The following is a 15,276-nucleotide window of genomic DNA, read 5'->3' as shown; positions in this document are numbered from 1 at the left end:
CCCATCCCGAACAGGACCGTGAAACAAGACCGCGCCGATGATAGTGCCCATCCGGGTGTGAAAGTAGGTCATCGTCAGACTAACCAAAAAAGGCCCCTGATAATCCATCAGGGGCCTTTCCATGTCTACAGAGGCGGTCCCGGCAGTCTGGACGCGGCGGCAAGTGGCTGCTGCTCTCCTGAAAAGGCCCGATAATCAGGATCCCATGGAGATCAGTGAATCGCCCCGGGTTTCCTAGACGGTTTGCCTGCTCGCGGCGTGACGCCGCTCAAACTCCACTGGGGAGAGCTGTTCGTTGAAGCCGTGGCGACGCTTCGGATTGTAGAACAGCTTGATATAGTCAAAGACGTCCGCACGAGCTTCTGCCCTCGCCGTGTATGTCTTGCGGCGAATCCGTTCCCGCTTCAGCAGTTGAAAGAAGCTCTCAGCTACGGCGTTGTCGTGGCAATTGCCCCGTCGGCTCATGCTTGACACAAGGCGGTGAGCTTTCAGAAAGTCCTGCCAATCGTGGCTGGTGAATTGACTACCCTGATCCGAATGAATCAACACTTCCTGTTCGGGCTTTCTGCGCCATACGGCGGCCAGCAGCGCGTTGAGTGCCAACTCTCGTGTCATGCGCTCTGACATCGACCAGCTTACAACCTGACGACTGAACAGGTGTATTAACTCAGCAAATCCTGCACAGGTCACGCCACTAATGTAAATGCCTGAGCGGGCGTTTTCATATCCAGGGCTTGATGCGGCCACTGGTGGTTGTAAAACTGGATCCAGTCGCCAATGACACGACTGGCGTGTTGCAAGGTTTCAAAGCGGTGGCGGTGGATGCACTGTTCCTTCAACGTACGGATCATCCGCTCCACCAGGCCGTTTTGCTGCGGGGTGTACGGGGTGATGAATTCCTGCTTCAGACCGTAGCTTTTGACCAGCGCCGTGTATGTTGGCGCCGACCGAAAACTGACCATCTGAAGGGGTGTGTACCGACTGAAAATTGACCAGGGTGTTTAACCTGCCTGCCTCATTTTGAGGCGGGGTGTTTGAGGTGATCACCATGGAAATGTTGGGCAAGGTGAGGAGGCTGTTCCTGCGGGATGGCCTGAAGGTTTCGGAGATTTCTCGGCGGACGGGCCTGTCGCGAAACACCATCAAGAAGTGGCTGAGGGAGGACGGTCCGATAGCCGAAGGACGGGTTGTCCTCGATCATCGCCTTGATCGGTTCGGCAAAGCGAGCCTGCACCTTCGGCGGGGCCTTCACCGACTGGTAGTAAAAGGTGCGACGGAGCACTTCAAACCACCGGCACAGCTGACTGATCGAGACGACGACACCTTCTTTATGCAGTCCCTGGCGGATCGTCTCGATCACTTCTCGTCCTCGCCCAGCAGGGACTGCAATTTTTTTCGGGCACGCAGCTCCAGCATCGCTTCCCCATAGGCTTCCTGGAGCTGCTTGATCTGCTTCTCGTAATGCTCCCGGATGTCCAGCGGGTTGGTTCGCAGCGCGTTCTCCATACCTCGCTTCGCCTCGTCGATCCAGGTCTCGATCTCTGACGGGGGAAGATCGTACGAACGACTCGCCTCCGCTAACGTCCTCTTCCCTTGTAGGACCTCCATCACCAATGCGCTCTTGCGCCTGGCCGTCCAACGCTTGATTTCGTCTTCCATTTCCGTACCCATGTGTCCTTCCTTTCAAGGCTAACACCTGAGCAGGTTTTTACTGGGTCAATACAATTGAGTGACTTAGGCCAGAACGGCATGACCAATCGATCTAATGAGGATGCCAATGCTCGCGCCCAACGTGGCGGTCCGCCATGTGCTCGCAACGCGGGGGCCTGCTGACGAGAGTATAGCGATACCGGGAATGTCTAGTGGATGGATCAAGAAACCTGCGGTTTGATTGAGAGACAAGATGGAGAGCGAATTGTGCCGCCGCATTTCGTCAATCACCCCCATCATTGCCGTTCCGCCGCCGAGGTATTTCGTAAGAGTCGGAGTGACAAGGGCCGAATCTATCCCTGCGGCGTTCAAGAGCGGGGCCACGATCGAGTTAATTGCTGCCATGATGCCCGCCGCATTCAGTGCTGCAACGGCAACAAGTGCGAGTACGAGCATGGGAATTGCACCAACGGCAATCTTGAATGCCTCCGCTCCAGCTCGATTTATCGTATCGAGCACACCTTTGGTGTCATCGGCGACACGGTGGTGAAGCGTTTGATCAACGAGCACTTCGTCTGAGGGCAGGTGTCTTGCAAAGACGTGAAAAGTAATACTGGCGGCGACGAGGCCGCCAAATAATGACATTAGCAATGTCAGGCCATAGTTCAAACCCATAGCGGTCATCGGCATTGCAACGTTTGCCTGTGGCATCGCCATGACCAGTGCAAGCGTTGCCGCCAGCTGACGATCCGACGCTCCCCGCTGTTCCATCATGCTTAGCGTAGCCACGGGCGCAGCAAAACTGACGAAATTGATTTGAAGCGCAGCAAAGACCCCGAGGCCTGTGAGGCCCGCCGGTCGAAGTAACGGTCCAAGGTGAGCCACAATTTGGTCAATGACTCCCCGCGCCTCTAGGAGCCGCATCAAGGAGAGCATTACCACCATCATGGGAAGGAGAGTGAAAAGCGCAAGTTCTACCGCAGAGCGCCCTGCACGAAGAATTACGTCGACCAAGATATCCATGTGACCGTTAGAAAATAATGCTGTCGTGCAGCATATCAGTCACTACTCTTCTCGTCGCGTCTGAGCTTTCGCCTTTGCCGAAGACTTCGGCAACCCGATTGGAATGATGGCCCGTCACACAAGATACGCTCTTACTCTTCTTGAGGAGAGTTTGGCGCTTTTTGAGTTTGTCTCCTGCCCCTGCATCTCGATTGAACGTAAGCCGAGGAGGCGATAAAGATATAAGACATCAGTTTGAAGTGCAAGGCATTTTTTCCTGCGCGACGTTCGGTCGATTTGACGGATAGCAAGTCAACAATGAGCGATGGTGCGCGGGAGGGCGGGGTGTCTCACCGTGGCTGAAGAAATAACAAGCGGCTTTGCATTAAGTTCAACCGGGCGGGGGGGGAGTGACCGGCAAGATGTTTTCTACTAGTGCGCGATCAGGCATTGCATTGGAAGGGCATTCAAACCTAAAAACAAGAAGGCTCCCTAGTGGGAGCCAATCGCTGGAGGATAAACGTGATATCGTGCTATTTCACGATTTGCGCCAGTTCTCCGGATGCATAGCGTTGTGCAATGCGATCTAGCCCTAATGGTTTGATGCGACCCGCCATACCGCTGCAGCCGAATGCTTCGTAGCGCGCCTTGCAGATCTTCTTTGCCGCTTCACGTGCAGGCTTGTTGTATTCGCGAGGGTCAAATTTTGAGGGGTTCTCAAACAGGAACTTCCGGATCGCAGCCGTCATGGCAAGACGAATGTCTGTATCGATATTGATCTTGCGAACCCCATACTTGATTCCTTCGACAATTTCTTCGACCGGTACACCGTAAGTTTCCTTCATGTCTCCGCCGTATTGCCGAATGATCTCAAGCAGATCCTGCGGGACGCTTGAGGATCCGTGCATCACGAGATGGGTATTCGGAATGCGTGCATGAATTGCCTTGATGCGGTCGATTGCGAGAATGTCTCCGGTTGGCTTTCGTGTGAACTTGTATGCTCCGTGACTTGTTCCAATGGCGATGGCGAGGGCGTCACAATCGGTCCTCTTTACGAAGTCAGCAGCTTGGTCGGGATCAGTGAGCAGCATCGAATGGTCCAATGTCCCTTCGGCGCCAATACCGTCCTCTTCTCCTGCCTGACCTGTCTCGAGCGAACCGAGGCAGCCAAGTTCGGCTTCTACGGTGACACCGATGGCATGCGCCATGTCCACGACTTTCCGCGAAACATCGATGTTGTACTCATATGATGAAGGTGTTTTTCCGTCCTCGCGTAGAGACCCGTCCATCATGACCGAGGAGAATCCAGACCGGATCGCTGCTAGGCATACCGCAGGTGATTGCCCGTGATCCTGATGCATGACGACGGGAATGTGAGGGTAAGACTCAACTGCGGCATCGATCAGGTGTCGCAGAAACGCTTCGCCAGCGTATTTTCGGGCACCTGCCGATGCCTGCATGATGACCGGACTGTCGGTTTCCGCTGCCGCCTCCATGATTGCCTGAACCTGTTCGAGGTTGTTGACATTGAAAGCCGGCAGGCCATAGCCGTTTTCCGCGGCGTGGTCTAGCAACTGGCGCATGGATACAAGGGGCATTCGAATTCTCCTGGACGTCACCGGCACGGCGCCGGATCGCTTGGCAAGCAGAATTCTAACCCTATAGGTTCGACTTGCACACGTCGCTTGTGCACTGCGTGAGGGCGGTTACAGCTCGGCAGTGGGGGCGGGGTGCTCCCCAACGCGGACGATCTTTAGCGTGTTGGTGCCGCCGGAGGCGCCGATTGGCTCGCCGATCGTGAGAACGATAAGATCGCCATGCACGACGACCCCCTGATCCATCAAGATCTGCTCCGCTTCCCATAGGAGCACGTCACGTTCACTGTGCAATTGAGACATGAGAAGCGGATAAACTCCGCGATATAGCGTCATCTGATTACGGGCGCTTGTTTCGGGTGTAAGGGCGTAAATGGAAACGCCACACGACAGCCGGCTCATCCAGAGTGCTGTCGAGCCGGTTTGAGTAAGAGATGCGATGGCTTTCACGTTTAAATGATATGCAGTCCAGATTGCAGCCATCGCGATCGATTGGTCGATTCGTGTGAACACACGATTCAGAACTTCGCGATCCAGGGTGAAATCCGTTGATTTTTCAGCCTCAAGGCAGACACGGGACATTGCCTCGACGACTTCGACCGGATATTTTCCGGCAGCCGTTTCTGCGGAGAGCATCACCGCATCGGTGCCATCCAGGACTGCATTCGCCACATCGGAAACCTCCGCTCGCGTCGGAACCGGGCTGGTAATCATCGACTCCATCATCTGCGTGGCGGTGATGGTGAGCTTGTTGCGCTCGCGGGCGGTCCGGATCATGCGCTTCTGCAAGGCAGGAACTGCCGCATCGCCAACCTCGACCGCCAAATCGCCTCGAGCGACCATGATGCCATCGGACGCCTCGACGATCTCTTCTAGATTGGCGACTGCCTCGGTCCGCTCGATCTTGGCGATCAGCAACGCCTGACACCCCGCGGCGCGCATCAGCTGACGTGCCATATACATGTCTGCCGAGCTTTTCGGAAATGACACTGCAACAAAGTCGACACCGATACTCGCTGCAGTCTTGATGTCATCCATGTCTTTGGCAGTAAGCGCGGGGGCCGTCAGTCCTCCGCCTTGGCGATTGATACCTTTGTTGTTCGACAATTCACCACCGACCCGGACGCGGCAATGAATCTCGCTTGCCAGAACCTTCATCACGTCGAGCTTGAGACGTCCGTCGTCAAGCAGCAGGATGTCTCCAGTCCGGACATCCTTGGGTAGATCCTTGTAATCCAGCCCTACGCGGGTCTGGTCTCCGATTTCGCAACGGGCATCAAGGATGAACGTGGCGTCTCGTTCCAGCCTGATTCGGCCCTGTTCGAATTTTCCGATACGGATCTTCGGCCCTTGGAGGTCTGCCAGGATGCCCACCGGGCGTCCGGCACGGGCTGATGCCTCTCTGACGGTTTCCGCCCGGCTTGCGTGATCAGCTGCTGAGCCGTGAGAGAAATTCATCCGTACGACGTCCACGCCCGCATGAACCATGCGCTCGAGGACAGAAAGTTCAGTTGATGCAGGACCCAGTGTTGCGACGATCTTGGTGTGGCGCGGCATGGCGTGTTGTTCTCGTGGTCTGATCCAGCGTCACATTCTAGAGCTTTATCTTCCTGGTCCCGACTCAACCCAATGAACCGGCGGTCAACCCGGAAAAGCGTGCCGGTAGTGACCCCGCCATGGCTATCGCGTATTCTAGACATACGCCGTGTATTGCCCATGATGCGTGTCATGAACGAATTCTCTGCGATTCTCCTTTTGTTGCTCGTGTCGCTTCTGCTCTATCGCCTGATGCGGAGCGGTCGCGACTCCGTGCCCGATGTCTTGGATACGCCGCATCCTTTTCATGCGGTTGCGATCAGACCAGGCAGGCACTCGTGTGCAGAGGCCAGGCGCCTCAAAGGTCACCGTTTTCTTTCGAGTGAGGCGCCGCTGTTGCCGCTTGCCGAATGCTGTGGTGTTCAATGCACCTGCATTTACCAGCATTTCGATGACCGTCGATCCCAACTGGATCGGCGCGACCCGTATGGCCTGCGTACTGCAAGTTGGGAACAGCCCGATCAGGCCGAGCGCCGTGCGCGTCGCGGTCGGCGCTATACGGATCGTATCGGGCACGGAGCAGCCTGACACACCGGCCTGCCGCACTGGCGAACGGAGGGTTGCAGCTCTTCATCCGTGGGAACCCCTTTGCTTCTCCGGCGGGGCGTGGAGCAATGCTTGGGCGGGATATGCTCCCGCCGCTCGGATCGTGTCAGTCTTTGAAGCGTGTCTCGAGGGCTGCAATGGCGGGTAATGTCTTGCCTTCGAGGAACTCAAGGAACGCGCCACCGCCAGTGGAGATATAGCCCACGTCGTCCGCAATGTGAAACTTTGCGATGGCTGCGAGAGTGTCGCCGCCACCAGCAATCGAAAAGGCCTCGGAATGGGCGATGGCGGATGCCATCATTTTCGTGCCGCCGGCAAACTGCGCATGTTCGAATACGCCTACCGGTCCGTTCCATACGATCGTCCCCGCATGCGCAATGATGTCGGCCAGTTTGGCGGAGCTTTTCGGGCCGAAGTCGAGAATGCGGTCATGCGGTCCCACTTCGTCAACCGGGATGCGGTTCGCCCGGGCCAGCGCGGATACCTCGTCGGCGACCACCACGTCGGTCGGGAGGGGAACCTCGGCCCCACGCGCTCTCATGAGGTCCATGACCTGTTGTGCCTCACGTACCATTTCGGGTTCGGCCAGCGATTCACCGATCCGCTTTCCCGCTGCGAGAAGAAAGGTATTGGCAATGCCACCACCGACGATCAGTTGGTCGACCTTTTCGGCAAGGGTCTTGAGGATGGTCAGTTTGGTCGAGACCTTGGCGCCGCCAACGATCGCGACCAACGGTCTTGCAGGATTTTCGGTGGCTTTTCCAAGTGCGTCGATTTCGGCGCCCATGAGGATGCCGGCGCAGGCGACGGGTGCGTAGTGGGCAATACCGTGGGTCGTGGCCTCGGCGCGGTGTGCGGTCCCGAAAGCATCGTTCACATAGATGTCGCAAAGGGCCGCCATCCGTCTCGCAAGGTCTTCGTTGTCTTTCTTTTCTCCAACGTTGCAGCGGCAGTTTTCCAGCAGCACTATCCGACCGGGGGCAAGTTCGAAACCGCCGTCCACCCAGTCCGTGACCAACTTGACCGGTTTTCCGAGCAGTTGCCCCAAGCGTACGGCGACGGGCGCGAGCGTGTCATCGGGACCCACCGTACCTTCTGTCGGGCGGCCGAGGTGAGACGTGACCATGACGGCGGCGCCATTGTCGAGACAGTATTTGATTGACGGTATCGACGCTCGGATGCGGGTATCTTCCGTGATGTTTCCCGCTTCGTCCTGTGGAACATTCAGATCGGCGCGGATGAAAACGCGCTTTCCAGCTACGTCGAGATCGGTGAGTTTTTTAACGTGCATGATGTCTTCGAGGCAGAAAAAACGCCCTGTATCTGCAGGGCGTTGAGATTGGAGTTGACTTATCGCGCTTCGACGAAGGCCTTGGCCGCATCCAGCATGCGGCAGGAATAACCCCATTCGTTGTCGTACCACGCGAGTACCTTAACGAGGGTGCCGTCGATGACACGTGTCTGAGTGGCGTCGAAAGTGGAGGAATGCGGATCGTGGTTGAAGTCCATTGAGACCAGCGGTGCTTCATTGACTGCAAGAACGCCCTTGAGGGCGCCCTTGCTGGCCGCTTTCATCAACTCGGCGATTTCTTCCTTCGAAGTGGCGCGCTCGGCGGTAAAGGTGAGATCGACCAGCGAGACGTTCATCGTGGGGACGCGAAGGGCGAAACCGTCAACTCGGCCCTTGAGTGCTGGCAGCACCAGGCCGACCGCGGCCGCGGCGCCGGTCTTTGTCGGAATGATGTTCTGGGCGGCGGCACGGGCCCGACGCAGATCCTTGTGGCGAACGTCGACCAGTACCTGATCGTTGGTGTACGCGTGCACCGTCGTCATCAGGCCCTGCTTGATGCCGATGTTGTCCTGAAGAACCTTGGCAACCGGTGCGAGGCAGTTGGTGGTGCATGATGCATTGGAGACCACGGTCATGTCGCGGGTGAGAATCTCGTGGTTCACACCGTAGACAATTGTTGCATCCACGTCGTCACCGCCGGGAGCCGAAATGAGCACCCGCTTGGCATTTTGCTCGAGCAGGACTTGAGCCTTGGCTTTGGAGGTGTAGGCTCCTGTGCACTCGAGCAAGACGTCTACGCCGCGGTCTGCCCAATTAATGTCCTTGGCGTTCTTGGTCGAATAGAACGGGATTCGGTCGCCGTTGACGATCATCGCGCGGTCACCGTCGAGTTCCACCGAGGCATTGAAACGACCGTGGGTCGTGTCGTATTTGGTGAGATGCGCGTTGGTGTTCAGATCACCCGAGGCGTTGATTGCCACAACCTCGAATTCATTGCGGCGGCCCAGTTCATAGATGGCTCGAAGTGTGCATCGACCGATGCGGCCGTAGCCATTGATTGCAACCTTGATCGTCATCGAGAAAACTCCCTTGCATGTAACCAAAAATGTCTGCTCTGCCGGCCAGAGCGCAGGCTGGCCGGCAACCTGGCGCGGGATGGGGATCAGCGCTGACCGATCGCCGCTTTGACTGCCGCCTCGAGTGCTTCGACAGTGATGCCGAATTCCTTGAACAATTCTCCTGCGGGAGCCGATTCACCGAAGCGGTCCAAGCCGATCACGGCACCTTCAAGGCCTACGTACTTGTGCCAGAAATCTGTCACGCCGGCTTCGATTGCTATTCTCGGGACACCGAACGGAAGCACGCTCGCCCGGTATGCGGCGTCCTGATGATCGAAGACGTTTGTGCACGGCATCGAAACCACCCGAACGGCAATTCCCTGGAGCTCAAGTGACTGCTTGACACTCATCGCAAGCGCGACTTCGGAGCCGGTCGCGATGATAACCGCATGCGGAAGCTCTTGCTGTGAGGTATTGCCCGCATCGGAGAGGACATAGCCGCCGCGACGGATGTTCTCGATCTGTTCACTGCTTCGAGGTTGGAAGGGCAGGTTCTGTCGCGAGAACAGCAACGAGGATGGGCCTTCCCGGCGCTCGATCGCGCAGGCCCATGCAATGGCCGATTCGGTCGTGTCGCAGGGGCGCCAGACGTTCATGTTCGGAATCAGCCGTAGCGTCGAGGTTTGTTCCACGGGCTGATGCGTCGGGCCATCTTCTCCGAGCCCGATCGAGTCGTGGGTAAAGACGAAGATCTGGCGGGCTTTCATGAGCGCAGCCATGCGCAGCGCGTTGCGCGCGTACTCGCTGAACATCAGGAAGGTCGCGGTGTAGGGAATCAGACCGCCGTGCAGCGAGATGCCGTTGGCAATGGCTGCCATGCCGAATTCGCGGACCCCGTAGTAAACATAGTTGCCGCCCGTTTCGCGGGTGACGCCCTTGGCGCCGGACCACAGCGTGAGATTCGATCCGGCAAGGTCGGCCGAGCCTCCGAGCAGCTCAGGCAAAACGGATGCAAATGCCTCGATCGAATTCTGGCTTGCCTTGCGGGTCGCAATGGTTTCTCCTTTCTGGTCGATCGCGCTCACGATTTTCGCGACCTGGGCAGGCCAATCCTCGGGAAGGTCTCCAGCCATGCGACGCATGAATTCTGATGCAAGTTCGGGGTGGCTCCGCTCGTATGCGGTGAAGCGCTCGTCCCAGAGCGCTTCTGATTGTTCGCCTTTCTCGACCGCGTTCCATGCGGCGTATACCTCGGCTGGAATCTCGAAGGGAGGATGATTCCAGCCGATATACTCTCGGGCCGCCGCGATCTCGGCATCGCCCAGGGGGGCGCCGTGTACATCGTGACCACCTTGCTTGTTCGGGGCGCCCATGCCGATGATGGTCTTGCAGCAGATCAGCGAAGGACGGCGCGTTTCAGCCTTTGCGGCGCGAATCGCCGCATCGATTTCAGCGGGGTCGTGCCCTTGTACGTCGCTGATGACATGCCAGCCATAGGCTTCGAAGCGCTTGGGTGTGTCGTCGGTGAACCAGCCTGTCACTTCCCCGTCGATCGAGATTCCGTTGTCGTCATACAGTGCTATCAGCTTGCCCAGGCCAAGCGTACCTGCGAGCGAGCAGGCCTCATGAGAGATGCCCTCCATGAGGCAACCATCGCCGAGGAATACCCAGGTATGGTGATCGACGATTTCGTGACCCGGTCGATTGAACTCGGCGGCCATGATTTTCTCGGCCAGGGCCATGCCTACTGCGTTGCTGATGCCTTGGCCCAGCGGTCCGGTAGTGGTTTCCACGCCCGGCGTGTATCCAACCTCGGGGTGGCCCGGCGTGCGGCTGTGCAATTGGCGGAATGACTTGATGTCTTCAATGCCCAGATCGTATCCGGTGAGATGGAGCAGGGCATAAAGCAGCATCGAACCGTGGCCGTTCGACAGCACGAAACGGTCTCTGTCGGCCCATTTCGGATTGGCTGGGTTGTGTTTGAGGTGGTGCCTCCACAGCACTTCTGCGATCTCTGCCATGCCCATCGGGGCACCCGGATGTCCGGACTTGGCCTTCTGGACAGCATCCATGGCAAGCGCGCGGATCGCGCCGGTCAGCGGATTGAAAACGGGCAGAGTAACTTGGCGGGACGACGGCATGATGGTCTCTGTGGGCAAAAAGGAAGCCCGAAAAAAGCGGAATTATCCTTGAATTCCGGGACCTTTGGTAGCGCGCCTGAAAATCGACCGAGCCTTGGGCACTTCGGTGCGAACGTTGCTCCTCTCGCGGGCGTGGTCTCTGCGCACACGCCCAGGGATCTGGTAGGGATCGCGGCGCGCTGGCGCTAGACCCACTGGCGCCGGCGCTCCATCAACTTCCAGATCAGCGGGGTGAGGATCAACTGCATCGCCAGATCGAGCTTGCCGCCGGGAACCACAATGGTATTGGCCCGGGACATGAAGGAATCGTGAATCATGCGGAGCAGATAAGGAAAGTCGACACCCCGCGGATCCTTGTAACGAATTACCACCATCGATTCGTCCAGCGAAGGAATGTCGCGCGCGACGAATGGATTGGAGGTATCGACCACCGGAATGCGCTGGAAATTGATATTGGTGCGGGAGAACTGCGGGACGATGTAGTGCACATAGTCATGCATGCGTCGAAGGATGGCATCCTGAACCGCTTCGAGGCTGTATCCGCGCAACCTTGTGTCGCGGTGAATCTTCTGGATCCACTCTAGGTTGATGGTCGGCACGACGCCGATCAGCAGGTCCACGTGACGGGAAACATCGATGTTTTCACACACTACCCCGCCGTGCAGGCCTTCATAGAAAAGGCAGTCGGTGCCTTCAGGGAGTGCTTCCCAGTCCGTGAACGTCCCTGTCGGTCGATTCCAGCGCGCGGCCTGTTCGGCATTGTGAACATAATGTCGCCTGCTGCCCACGGCCGATTCACTGTATGAGCGGAAGAGGTTTTCGAGGTCTTCAAAGAGGTTCGCTTCGGGGCCGAAATGACTGATGCCTCTTTCACCTTTGCTCTCGGCTTCACTGATCAGGTGTTTCATTTCATCGCGCGTATAGCGATGAAAGCTGTCACCTTCGACGACTGCGGCGTTAACGTTTTCCCGGTCGAAGATTGCTTCGAAGGTGTGACTGACCGTTGTTGTGCCGGCGCCCGACGAGCCGGTCACCGCGATGATCGGATGCTTCATGGACATGTTGATGCTCCGGGAAGAAGTGTTCTCTGTTACCCGGAATCATATGGGACAACCGATTCTGCAGTGCAAAAAAACGCTGGGCGGGCTGTCGCTTGTCCGGGTGGGGGGCTCAGGAGCGCGCTTTCAGCCAGTCCCGCCACTGGTTAAAAAGCCCCGGGCAAGAGGCCGCAATGACGCCTCGCTTTACGGCGGGGCCCGCCGCAAGGGTTCCGCCGTCGATGGCTGTGGCTTGGCCGCCCGCCTCGGCAAGTATGAGCATGCCCGCGGCGTAGTCCCACAGCATTTGCCCACCGTGTACGTAGACGTCTAATCGACCGGCCGCAACGAAGCACCACTCGAGTGCGCTGGAGCCGAAGTTTCGCTGCGAGTAGTAAGGGGGTCTCACTGCCAGTTCATCACCGAGGTGGTGGCTGATACGCTTGAAATCAACGCCAGCCACGGCGTCGTGAAGCTTCTCGGCGGGAGGGCGCAGCGGAAGCGCCGCGCCATTCAGGAAAGCGCCGGCACCTTTGGCCGCGTAGAAGGATTCATCGGTGACCGGATTGTAAACGACGCCGAATCGTGGCTCGTAGTCGACCAGATAGGCGACGGAAACTGCGAAAAAGGGGATTCCGTTCAGAAAGTTCGTGGTGCCGTCGATCGGGTCGATGCACCACAGGCCGCGTCGCCCTTCCTGCCACAACCGCGCCTGTGAATTTGCATCCATCTCTTCGCCGAGTACTGCGCCGGGTGCTAGACCCGGCAAGGTTTCAGCAAGACGTCGCTGCGATTCGACGTCGGCTTCGGTGAATAGCGATCCGTCGGATTTGCGGTTTCGGGCGGTTTTCAAATAGCGCGGAAGGATCTCTTCCCTCGCGATATCCCGAACCAGTGATTCCAGAGCCCGAGCCCGGGCAAGACGCACCGCTCCAGTCGTCATTTCAGTCTCTCCGTCGGGCGAAAGTGCTGACCGGCATTTCGATACCGACCATTCTCGATCCCTTTATGGGCAAATCAGCGTTTTATAATAGCACGATGATTTCACGCTTCTTTTGCCCGCCACCCTTACCCGAGAACCAGGATTTCGAGCTCCCGGCCGATGTGGCCCACCATGCCGAGCGCGTCCTGCGTCTGAGGCCAGGTGATTCTCTGGTGCTCTTTGACGGTGAGGGAGGCGAAGTGCCGGGGATTCTCGTCGCCGTTGGAAAGTCGGCACGAGCGCGCCTTGCGGAACGTCGCAGCGGTGACCGCGAGTCGCCGATTCGCATCACCCTTGTCCAGGCGCTGGCGAGCGGTGACAAGATGGATTTGATCATTCAGAAGGCGGTCGAACTCGGCGCCGCTGCCGTCATTCCAGTGGTCGCGGAGCGTTCGGTACTGAAACTTTCGGCCGAGCGTGCCGAAAAGAGGCTCGCCCATTGGCGGCAGGTGGTCGTCTCTGCGAGCGAGCAGTGCGGGCGCAACCGACTGCTTCAGCTTGCTCCGGTCCTGTCTCTGGAGGCCTATCTTGGATCGCAGGCGACGGGGGTTACCAGGTTGGCCCTCGTTCCGGGCGAGGGGGAGCGTCTGATTGACATGCGGGATCCGGGCAGCGGCGACACCCACGTTCTGGTCGGACCAGAAGGTGGGTGGAGCGAGCGCGAGCTGGCTGCCATATGCCGGGCTGGGTGTCGACCGGTGACGCTCGGGCCACGTATTCTTCGCACCGAAACGGCTGGGCTTGCGGCGCTGGCTGCCGCCCAGGCCGTATGGGGGGATTTCTAGGCAACCGTCACGGGTAGTGATGCAGAACAAGGAGTTGCACATGTGCCATCGCGTCGTGTCCTGGAACAAAGGACTCCCAAATGTTTGAGTCTGCCGAGCTGGGGCACGTCACCACCAAGGCAGAGTATGAGGTTCTGGTTCCTCAACTGCGGACGGCCTTGCTCGACGCCCAGTTCGATCTGCAGCAACTCAAGGAATTTGCCGTTGTATTGCTGGTGAATGGGGTCGATGGGGCGGGCAAGGGCGAGACCGTGAATCTGCTCAATGAGTGGATGGACCCTCGGCACATCGTCTCCCATGCGTTCGAGGCACCTACCGAGGAGGAGCGTGAGCGACCGTTCATGTGGCGCTTCTGGAGAGCGCTGCCTCCGAAGGGGAAGATCGGGATTCTGTTCGGGAACTGGTATACCGAGCCGCTTCGGAACCGCGTTTTCAAGAGGACAAAAAAGGCGGAGCTGGATCAACGGCTGGATGAAATCAATCGGTTCGAGACAATGCTCGTGCGAGAGGGCGTACTGCTGATCAAACTCTGGTTCCACCTGACGCGAGAGGCGCAGAAGCAGCGTCTGAAGTCGTTGGAGAAAAACCCTGAAACGCGGTGGCGGGTGACTGAGCGTGACTGGTTGTTCTTCGAGAACTACGACCGATTTCATAGTGTTGCGGAGCGCATGTTGCGTCACACCAGTACGGGTCACGCTCCCTGGATCATCGTGGATGGCGGCGATCAGCGATACCGTAGCCTGCTGGCCGCACGGACGCTCCTGGAGGCGATGCAGCGGCGGCTCAAGGCGGCCGAACAGAAGTGGCTCCCGCGTGCCACCGCAGCGCCGTTGCCGCCGGCAATCGACACCCGCAATCTGTTGAACAGCCTCCAACTGGACCGTCCTCTCGGCAAGGCCGACTACCAGGCGGCCCTGGCAGGTCTGCAGGGCCGCCTGGCGTTGTTGACGCGCTTGCCCGAGTTCGCGAGTCGCTCGGTTGTGCTGGTGTTTGAGGGTGTCGATGCCGCTGGCAAGGGAGGGGCGATCCGCAGGCTCACGGCTGCGCTGGATGCGCGGCAGTACCGTGTTGTGCCGGTTGCGGCGCCCAGTGAGGAGGAGTCGGCACAGCCATATCTTTGGCGATTCTGGCGCCAACTGCCGCGGCAGGGAAAACTGGTCATCTTTGACCGCTCCTGGTATGGGCGGGTGCTGGTCGAGCGGGTCGAGGGTTACTGTAGCGAGGCGGATTGGATGCGCGCCTTCGGTGAAATCAATGACTTTGAAGATCAATTGATCGAAGCGGGGGCAATAGTCCTGAAATTTTGGCTTTCCATCAGCAAGGAAGAGCAGTTGCGTCGGTTCAGGGAGCGCGAAGCCGAACCCCATAAACGCTACAAGATCACTCCCGAAGACTGGCGCAACCGCGAGCGTTGGGACGACTATGAACGAGCCGTGTGCGACATGATCGACCGCTCAAGTACCGAAAATGCACCCTGGACACTGGTCGAGGCAAACAACAAGTATTACGCCCGCATCAAGGTGCTGGAAACCGTGTGCGATCGAATCGAAGCCGCCCTGAAGTGATCCCGGCTAGAATCAACCTCAATCTGCG

13 protein-coding genes and 2 pseudogenes are annotated in these 15,276 nt (G+C 58.2%); 3 read left to right on the top strand and 12 right to left on the bottom strand.

What is annotated here, in order from left to right:
* Window positions 1-234: 234 nt before the first annotated feature.
* Together GQB03_RS16640 and GQB03_RS16635 are read right to left on the bottom strand one after the other, a co-directional pair.
* Window positions 235-672, bottom strand: a pseudogene (locus tag GQB03_RS16640) (IS3 family transposase); the annotation flags it as partial.
* Window positions 673-686: 14 nt separating this feature from the next.
* Window positions 687-962 carry an integrase core domain-containing protein gene (locus tag GQB03_RS16635; protein WP_200832260.1) on the bottom strand — a complete coding sequence of 92 codons (276 nt, stop codon included), beginning with the start codon at window positions 960-962 and terminating at the stop codon, window positions 687-689.
* A gap of 86 nt (window positions 963-1,048) precedes the next feature.
* Between GQB03_RS16635 and GQB03_RS23280 the strand changes: the two are divergent.
* Window positions 1,049-1,159: pseudogene (locus GQB03_RS23280) on the top strand (helix-turn-helix domain-containing protein); the annotation flags it as partial.
* Window positions 1,160-1,356: 197 nt separating this feature from the next.
* Here the strand turns inward: GQB03_RS23280 and GQB03_RS16625 are convergent.
* From GQB03_RS16625 to GQB03_RS16580, 10 genes are all read right to left on the bottom strand, one after another.
* Window positions 1,357-1,671, bottom strand: a complete 315-nt coding sequence (locus GQB03_RS16625; RefSeq protein WP_159691793.1) for a DUF1153 domain-containing protein — start codon at window positions 1,669-1,671, stop codon at window positions 1,357-1,359.
* 63 nt (window positions 1,672-1,734) lie between these two features.
* Window positions 1,735-2,673 carry a nucleoside recognition family protein gene (locus GQB03_RS16620; RefSeq protein ID WP_159691791.1) on the bottom strand — a complete coding sequence of 313 codons (939 nt, stop codon included), beginning with the start codon at window positions 2,671-2,673 and terminating at the stop codon, window positions 1,735-1,737.
* Between the two features lie 512 nt (window positions 2,674-3,185).
* Window positions 3,186-4,250 (bottom strand): class II fructose-bisphosphate aldolase, encoded by a 1,065-nt coding sequence (gene fba, locus GQB03_RS16615; RefSeq protein ID WP_159691789.1) that lies wholly within the window; start codon window positions 4,248-4,250, stop codon window positions 3,186-3,188.
* A 108-nt stretch (window positions 4,251-4,358) separates the two neighbouring features.
* Window positions 4,359-5,804 carry a pyruvate kinase gene (gene pyk / locus GQB03_RS16610; RefSeq protein ID WP_159691787.1) on the bottom strand — a complete coding sequence of 482 codons (1,446 nt, stop codon included), beginning with the start codon at window positions 5,802-5,804 and terminating at the stop codon, window positions 4,359-4,361.
* A 135-nt stretch (window positions 5,805-5,939) separates the two neighbouring features.
* On the bottom strand, window positions 5,940-6,359 hold the full coding sequence (locus GQB03_RS16605; RefSeq protein ID WP_159691785.1) for a hypothetical protein: 420 nt from the start codon (window positions 6,357-6,359) through the stop codon (window positions 5,940-5,942).
* Window positions 6,360-6,495: 136 nt separating this feature from the next.
* Window positions 6,496-7,680 carry a phosphoglycerate kinase gene (locus GQB03_RS16600; RefSeq protein WP_159691783.1) on the bottom strand — a complete coding sequence of 395 codons (1,185 nt, stop codon included), beginning with the start codon at window positions 7,678-7,680 and terminating at the stop codon, window positions 6,496-6,498.
* A 59-nt stretch (window positions 7,681-7,739) separates the two neighbouring features.
* Window positions 7,740-8,756 (bottom strand): type I glyceraldehyde-3-phosphate dehydrogenase, encoded by a 1,017-nt coding sequence (gene gap / locus GQB03_RS16595; protein WP_159691781.1) that lies wholly within the window; start codon window positions 8,754-8,756, stop codon window positions 7,740-7,742.
* Between the two features lie 86 nt (window positions 8,757-8,842).
* Window positions 8,843-10,879 carry a transketolase gene (gene tkt / locus GQB03_RS16590; RefSeq protein ID WP_159691779.1) on the bottom strand — a complete coding sequence of 679 codons (2,037 nt, stop codon included), beginning with the start codon at window positions 10,877-10,879 and terminating at the stop codon, window positions 8,843-8,845.
* Between the two features lie 185 nt (window positions 10,880-11,064).
* Window positions 11,065-11,940: a phosphoribulokinase gene (locus tag GQB03_RS16585; RefSeq protein WP_159691777.1), complete on the bottom strand. Its 876-nt coding sequence runs from the start codon at window positions 11,938-11,940 to the stop codon at window positions 11,065-11,067.
* Window positions 11,941-12,049: 109 nt separating this feature from the next.
* Window positions 12,050-12,859: an inositol monophosphatase family protein gene (locus GQB03_RS16580; protein ID WP_159691775.1), complete on the bottom strand. Its 810-nt coding sequence runs from the start codon at window positions 12,857-12,859 to the stop codon at window positions 12,050-12,052.
* 95 nt (window positions 12,860-12,954) lie between these two features.
* Between GQB03_RS16580 and GQB03_RS16575 the strand changes: the two genes are divergently transcribed.
* The gene (locus GQB03_RS16575) at window positions 12,955-13,683 is read left to right on the top strand and encodes a 16S rRNA (uracil(1498)-N(3))-methyltransferase (RefSeq protein WP_159691815.1); all 729 of its coding nucleotides are present in this window, start codon (window positions 12,955-12,957) and stop codon (window positions 13,681-13,683) included.
* 80 nt (window positions 13,684-13,763) lie between these two features.
* Entirely contained in the window at window positions 13,764-15,248 is a 1,485-nt protein-coding gene (pap, locus tag GQB03_RS16570; protein WP_159691773.1) for a polyphosphate:AMP phosphotransferase, read from the top strand.
* Window positions 15,249-15,276: the final 28 nt, after the last annotated feature.

This window comes from Cognatazoarcus halotolerans, assembly GCF_009800965.1.
In the GTDB taxonomy this organism is placed as follows: Bacteria; Pseudomonadota; Gammaproteobacteria; order Burkholderiales; family Rhodocyclaceae; genus Cognatazoarcus; species Cognatazoarcus halotolerans.
This window is presented reverse-complemented; position numbering and strand designations above follow the sequence as displayed.

Bases quoted from the DNA above. Each gene is read 5' to 3' on its own strand.
- gap (WP_159691781.1), bottom strand. From the start codon at position 8,756: ATGACGATCAAGGTTGCAATCAATGGCTACGGCCGCATCGGTCGATGC.
- GQB03_RS16600 (WP_159691783.1), bottom strand. From the start codon at position 7,680: ATGCACGTTAAAAAACTCACCGATCTCGACGTAGCTGGAAAGCGCGTT.
- fba (WP_159691789.1), bottom strand. From the start codon at position 4,250: ATGCCCCTTGTATCCATGCGCCAGTTGCTAGACCACGCCGCGGAAAAC.
- tkt (WP_159691779.1), bottom strand. From the start codon at position 10,879: ATGCCGTCGTCCCGCCAAGTTACTCTGCCCGTTTTCAATCCGCTGACC.
- GQB03_RS16635 (WP_200832260.1), bottom strand. From the start codon at position 962: ATGGTCAGTTTTCGGTCGGCGCCAACATACACGGCGCTGGTCAAAAGC.
- pyk (WP_159691787.1), bottom strand. From the start codon at position 5,804: ATGCCGCGCCACACCAAGATCGTCGCAACACTGGGTCCTGCATCAACT.
- pap (WP_159691773.1), top strand. From the start codon at position 13,764: ATGTTTGAGTCTGCCGAGCTGGGGCACGTCACCACCAAGGCAGAGTAT.
- GQB03_RS16625 (WP_159691793.1), bottom strand. From the start codon at position 1,671: ATGGGTACGGAAATGGAAGACGAAATCAAGCGTTGGACGGCCAGGCGC.
- GQB03_RS16620 (WP_159691791.1), bottom strand. From the start codon at position 2,673: ATGGATATCTTGGTCGACGTAATTCTTCGTGCAGGGCGCTCTGCGGTA.
- GQB03_RS16580 (WP_159691775.1), bottom strand. From the start codon at position 12,859: ATGACGACTGGAGCGGTGCGTCTTGCCCGGGCTCGGGCTCTGGAATCA.
- GQB03_RS16585 (WP_159691777.1), bottom strand. From the start codon at position 11,940: ATGTCCATGAAGCATCCGATCATCGCGGTGACCGGCTCGTCGGGCGCC.
- GQB03_RS16575 (WP_159691815.1), top strand. From the start codon at position 12,955: ATGATTTCACGCTTCTTTTGCCCGCCACCCTTACCCGAGAACCAGGAT.